Source organism: Vibrio sp. 99K-1, assembly GCF_013114585.1.
Classification (GTDB): Bacteria; Pseudomonadota; Gammaproteobacteria; order Enterobacterales; family Vibrionaceae; genus Vibrio; species Vibrio chagasii_B.
On sequence record NZ_VTXF01000030.1, the window covers coordinates 65,608 to 71,607 of the forward strand.

The window sequence follows — 6,000 nt, forward strand, 5'->3', positions numbered from 1 at the left end:
ACTAATTCAAGGGAAAATCATGAGCCACACCAATAGTTTTGAACTCTGAGTTAAGTGAGAAAGAGCTTGCGGGTGAAAATGCAGCTAGAACAGGGCTTTGTTGCGTAATTCAATGGAACTAAATCCAGAACCTACGCTCTGATCAGCTACGTTCACTCTTTCTCGTAGCTCTATGCTTAAACCTCGTTACAAAACAACCAACTGGAAGCAATACAACCAATCACTCATTAACCGTGGTCTCTGACCTTTTGGATTGATGAAGAGGCAATAAGCGGGTAGGCGGAAAGCAAACAAAATAAGCGCAGGAGGCCGCGTCGGTTCAGTGATTTAGCTATAACGACAGCACTTATGGTGAAACGAGTTTTTTCTATGCCACTGAGAGCGCTGCAAGGATTTATCGACTCGATATTTAGGTTAGCCCATGTACCGTTAAGTTGTCCGCATTACACCTGCATCAGTCGTAGAGCCAAGCAAGTTGAGGTCTCATTTAGGACTAAAACGAGAGGAGCGATACAGCACCTAGCCATTGATGCTACTGGTCTTAAGGTTTATGGCGAAGGTGAATGAAAAGTCAAAAAATACGGGACGGATGGCAAGCGTAGAGTCTGGCGAAAGCTGCATATTGCCGTCGATACAAGCACTCATCAGATCATTGCTGCCGAGCTAAGTTTATCAACGGTTACAGATGGAGAAGTACTCCCGAACTTACTGAACCAAACACGCCGAAGTATCCTTGAGGTGTCTGGTGATGGCGCTTACGACACGAGAGCGTGTCACGCTGCTATTAAGATTAAGGGAGCCGTTGCGCTTATTCCAAGCTTTTTTTAAACTGGCTTAATAAAAAGCAAGAGATCTCAAATATTTGTTTAATTGATTGATACTGTTGATTTTTCTTATTCTTTTTTCCATTGAACCTATCGAATCATCAATCATTTCAAGATACTTTTCCATTTTGGCTTGCGTCTTCTTCTTGCTTGGTGCTGAGAACTGTCTCCAGACTTGAGACTTAAATCCTTGTTGATTAAAGATGTTACGGTGAGCCTGATTTAAATCTCGGAGCTTCATTTCGAGCAAATGACCCATTCTCATAAGAGTTGCTTCATCAAGAAGGTAATCAGAGTCGGGGACATATTCTGTCAGCATTCGGACTAAGGTCATCACATCATTCTCTCGTTTGGCCACCGCCAGTTTCTGCATTAAACGATGTTTCTCTTCTTTCTTTAACGGGTCAGACTCTTTATCTGGATGGATAACACTCGCAATGCGTTTGTACATTTTGTTGAGTTGAGTACCTCGGAACATTTCTTTGATGTTAAGCGCGTCGTCGTCTTCACTCTCAAAATAATCGAATTCAAAATTGTCCCAATCGTCCTCATTTTGGGCCCGTGGTGAAAACGAGTCGTTATTATGTTCAACAAAAGAGGCCCATAAGGTACTGATAAAAGCTTCAATAGCGAATGGATCACCAGAAGCCAGGATTTCACGGATTTTTTTGTGGGGTAAATCAATATCAGCGCCGAACATCTCCTTCATGCCGTTTTCAAATTCTCGACAAGCTGCATTGAGCGCTTGCTGTTTCTCTTTCTGAAATACTTTATTATGATAGGTTTCATACTCTTCGCATAACGCCTCGACTTTGTCTCTATCATTGATAAAAGGGCGATCAAGCAAGTCCATTAACTCCTGTTCAATCGCTTGCATCAAGCGATTGCGGATATTGGTTTTGAGTTTTTTTGAGGTCAAAAATGACATCAAGTGCTTAACCCAGACACAGTGAAGATGGTCGAGCTTTTTATCATAGGGAGCCAGTTTATCTTTGTATTCAGAAAAAAGCTGATTGACCTTGAGCTCAGCCTTTTGATTACGCCGTTCATTTTTTTCTATCTTCCTCCAGAGCTTAGATAAATAATCCGACTGAGAATGTGGAACGTTGTTTGAGTGAAAAATAGGGAGTGTCATATCCATCCTTTTCTCTTCTAGTAACCCATAAGGTATTCAGGCTAACAGTGTAAGAATAGAAACGCATTGAACTAATAATAATTTATGTTCCCTGAGCTTGAATTACCCTCTGACGCAGATAAATCGAAACGCTAACCTTAACTTTCAGGGGCCTATTCATTTTGTAAAACAGTAAGCTTAATCTGCTGAATAAGAACCGTGACCATTTTATTAAATTAAGAAGGAAAGTCTCTCACAGCGCCATACTGCTCTTTTTATGCTGCCATATAGACAACATTAAAACCCCTAGCCCTACTAGGCCATACCATCCGGATGAAGGTGAACGTTAAGTGAGGAGATGATGAAAGGGGGCCACATGACTTAGCGTTAAATCGAAGAAGGTGCCTGTCGTATGACAAAAGAAAGTTTCCGCGTCGTTTTTAGCTTGTCCTTAATTATTTATTTTTTTATTCATTTAACTATTTATCTTCATACGTAGTGTTCATAAGCGCAGCCCCTTATTGATCACAATTTTAGCCGTTTTTTTTATCCTCCTTTTATTGCACTGCTTTTCTCATGAAAAACCGTGAATAGAAAAATTCTTTCCGAATAAGGTCAAGCGTGCAAGTTAACCCGAAACAACCCGGTGATTAAAACAAGAAAAATGAGATATAAAGCAGGGTAGGATAAGGTTCAGACGTGCTGATCCCTCCGCTTTCGCGGAGACAAAAATATCCCTTTAATTAGGGGCTAGGTCGGGTTGATACTCACTAAAGAAGGCTGAGGTTGATTGAGCGTACGTGTTTAATGTTGACGCATTGAAGATCTCTTGTATCCCTGATGCGATCTTACGGAAAGATAGCCACTGAAAGCTCAGTCCTTTCTTTGTCTGACGCTTCCGTGTCGCGAGGATCAATTCGCTGATGTTGGCGTAACGCACGACTTTTAAGTCATTAAAGAAGCGAGGGGTAAACTGTTTGTATGCAGGTGCGCTGCGTATCGTCCCTTCGTCTTGGTCGACACACACATTGATCCGCTCACTGTGAAAATAGCTGGCACGCTTTAGATACTTCACCGCTTTCGCAAAGGACTTCGGCGAAATAAACTCCCCAAAGCGCAACGCATAATCTTCTTGAAGTTGATCGTAGCTGATGGTTTTCAATCCCGCTTCAGTGGGCAAACCGATGCGCCCTCCAATGAGGTCTGTGTTCGGCAGAATGCACGCTAATACTTTCGCAATTAAGGTGCGACACTGCACATTATTCACCGCTTCACCGCCCCATGCATTGAGTGACGGGAAACGATTGGGGTTGGTAATAAATTCTTCACACCCTTTTAAGATCCGCGCGTATTCTGGCGGTAGGGTTTCTATCTTACCGCTTCGGAGCAACCGGCGAGACTTAAATCCGATCTCAAAAGGCGTCTTAGGGTTTCGTGCGTTCTCTTCTTCAACGACACGTTGATACAATTCGATCAAATCCAGTTTCCGAGCCTTACGCTTACGGCGATACTCCGCATCGTAACTCGATTTATCGAACGGGGGAGGGGAGGAGTCGTGTCCAGGCGTCTTCATAACATTCACCGTCCACGTTTAAAACACACAGCACTTCATCCCGAGGGATAAACAAGCGGTGTTATTGAGAATGTGTTGTTTGGGCTTTAGCCCACGCCAAGGCTGAGTCAAGGTCATATTTTGAGGTCCAATAGTTTTTTGGGGTGTTTGGATTGGTCGTCCAAACGGTGAAATTTCACGCTATCTCAACCGATAAAAGAAATCAAACGCTGGTTTTTTAGACACAAAAAAGCCGTCTACTATTGGGGAGACGGCTTTTTTGCGAGTGCTATATAGTCAGAGTACCACCTCTAACACACTCTAAATCCTAGAAAAAACACACAACATTGGGCACTACAGGTTAATGAGCAATGTTGTGTGTTTTAACCTTATAGACCTCAGGCAATTATAGCGTGTCGTCACCTGAGATTTCAATCTCGAAGTCTCAAAATGCTCTCTTGATGGTTAATTGTTAACATAATGTAAATAATGCGCAGGTATGAAAAATCCATAAATAACAAAAAGATAAAAATAACCTTAGAAAAATTTATAGCATATTGAGATGTGGAAATTAAAATAATTAATCTATTAATTATATAAAATTTAAACAAGCCCTACGTTAAATATCATTTAATTTCTATTAAAATCAATAGTTTGTTGTTATGCGTATTATTTACATTATGTTAAATTCAAGAAATGATAAGTCAGTCACAAACCCAACAAAATTAGACGCCAGTGAGCGATTACATGACTCATTGATGTTTCGGTCTGAACGAGAGCGTTTCGGTTTTTTCTATTTAGGAAGACTTTTGTATGAATTTTAAATCAGAATGTATGGTTGAGAACAAGGAAGTCGGTATCGCTTTTAATCTTTCATCAAAGGCGAATAAAACGTTAACGCTCTCGGCGAAAAGAGCAGAGCGGGCCAAAAAGCGCGAAGGGAAACTTCGATTAGAAGATCACCTCAAACGTTTTCCTAATTGGTCGCTGTAACGAATCAGATTGCCGTCTGGGATTATTACCTCAGATGGCCTCGAAGGTGGGCTGCCTTCACTATTGCAAAAAGCGCCGCAGAGGGGCGCAGGCCTGCGTAATATGCCTAACAAATTCAGGAGCCCTCTCTGGGGCGACGTCCAAGGCTGTTTTTCTACTCAATTAAGCATGCTGGTTGAGTGGTGAAATAGAGTTACTTGGGAATACCAGACACCACATCCTTTGGATGTGCGCCTTCTACTACAAGAATGCTCAAGCCAGTTTGTAGCACGGCTCTTGAAAGAGAGCCCATCGTTTTGTTTTTTTTAAAAGAACAAAACAATGCCCTAACAAGGAGTGTGGACGATGCAAATTATCTACGGATATTGTCGTGAAGATGAGGCCGCGAGTTTATTAGGCCACTTTGTTGAACAAGGGGATTTTGTCAGCGTCAAAGAACTGGGAACGGTTGGGCGTGAACACATGGCGTTTGCCGCTTTGTTGCCTTTTACTGGGCACCTTGCATTTCCTTTCTGTTGGAAGGGTGTTCATTTGGTCGCGGTTCAAAAACAAGCTCAGTCAGTTAATCGTCTCACTCTCCCAACTTCAAATAATGCTTGTAAAAAACGTTATCGGAAGCTTAAGAACACCATCATTAGCGCTCAAAATTGGAAGCAACATGTGAGCCGTAATCGTGGTTTGAAGTACGCGAAGTCTTCGATGTTTTCTTAAGGATGTGGGAGGGAGCCCCCTTTCCCTCCATCCTGACCATGTACTTGATAATTTTATCACTCAATAAGGATACTTATTATGAAAACACGCACCCAGCGCACCCTCCTTGTCGGGCTTGGCGTTGCTGTTTCGACACTTCTTATCACTCAGCCTGCTCTGGCTGCCGATATCTTCGCGTCAGGTAAGCAAGCCATGAAAGACACGGCGGGCAAAGGCTCTGCGGTTGAAACCGCCATGCTGGGGACTGGGCTTGCAGGGGCGGTCGTCACTGGACTGATGAGCCGTAACTGGTTTGCGGCCGTTGGCGGGTTCATTGGTGGCTCAGTCTTGTGGAATGTTGGAGCGCCACTCGTCGGCTTAGGTTAAGGAGTCACAATGGAAGACCCTCATCAGTTTTTCTCTATCCCAAAACACATGAACAAAGGTCGCCGCTGGCTCGGGTTCCCTGTTGATGAACTCGTGCCTGCCCTCTGCATTTTTGGCCTCTCATTCTGGCTTAAACACGAAATGATAGGGCTGACGTTATCGCTGGCTTGGTTTGGGGGGTTGCGTTACATCAAATCACAATACGGCGATAATATAGTTACCCTGTCACTTTATTGGTGGGGCGCTTCTTTTGTCAGCCCCGCCCTCTTTAAGCGTACCCCCTCAGCCTGTCGTCGCTATTGGATTTTCTAAGGAGACCCTTCATCATGGACCCGTTTGTTAAACGGGATAAGCTGGCCGTCAAAAGTCTCCTCAATCTTTTTTTGAGTGCAGGCTTTCTTTTCATGCTTATCACTAACCCTGTCTCTTATACACATCTG

At 43.2% G+C, this 6,000-nt stretch carries 6 protein-coding genes and 1 pseudogene; 5 read left to right on the forward strand and 2 right to left on the reverse strand.

The annotated features are described in order from the left end of the window. Positions 1-172: 172 nt before the first annotated feature. Positions 173-816: pseudogene (locus F0228_RS20825) on the forward strand (IS5 family transposase); the annotation flags it as partial. A gap of 18 nt (positions 817-834) precedes the next feature. Here the strand turns inward: F0228_RS20825 and F0228_RS20830 are convergent. Together F0228_RS20830 and F0228_RS20835 are read right to left on the reverse strand one after the other, a co-directional pair. After that, positions 835-1,965: a hypothetical protein gene (locus tag F0228_RS20830; RefSeq protein WP_253820317.1), complete on the reverse strand. Its 1,131-nt coding sequence runs from the start codon at positions 1,963-1,965 to the stop codon at positions 835-837. A gap of 712 nt (positions 1,966-2,677) precedes the next feature. Continuing rightward, positions 2,678-3,511, reverse strand: a complete 834-nt coding sequence (locus tag F0228_RS20835; protein WP_171750913.1) for a hypothetical protein — start codon at positions 3,509-3,511, stop codon at positions 2,678-2,680. Positions 3,512-4,303: 792 nt separating this feature from the next. Here F0228_RS20835 and F0228_RS20840 point away from each other — a divergent pair. The 4 genes from F0228_RS20840 (at position 4,304) to traL (ending at position 5,872) form a co-directional block, all read left to right on the forward strand. Beyond that, entirely contained in the window at positions 4,304-4,483 is a 180-nt protein-coding gene (locus tag F0228_RS20840; protein ID WP_048661537.1) for a TraY domain-containing protein, read from the forward strand. 345 nt (positions 4,484-4,828) lie between these two features. After that, the gene (locus tag F0228_RS20845; protein ID WP_048661538.1) at positions 4,829-5,194 is read left to right on the forward strand and encodes a hypothetical protein; all 366 of its coding nucleotides are present in this window, start codon (positions 4,829-4,831) and stop codon (positions 5,192-5,194) included. A 78-nt stretch (positions 5,195-5,272) separates the two neighbouring features. Beyond that, a complete protein-coding gene (gene traA, locus F0228_RS20850; RefSeq protein WP_048661539.1) occupies positions 5,273-5,560 on the forward strand; it encodes a type IV conjugative transfer system pilin TraA in 288 nt (95 codons plus the stop codon). A gap of 9 nt (positions 5,561-5,569) precedes the next feature. After that, positions 5,570-5,872, forward strand: coding sequence for a type IV conjugative transfer system protein TraL (gene traL / locus F0228_RS20855; RefSeq protein WP_048661540.1), 303 nt, complete (start codon positions 5,570-5,572; stop codon positions 5,870-5,872). Positions 5,873-6,000 lie beyond the last annotated feature (128 nt).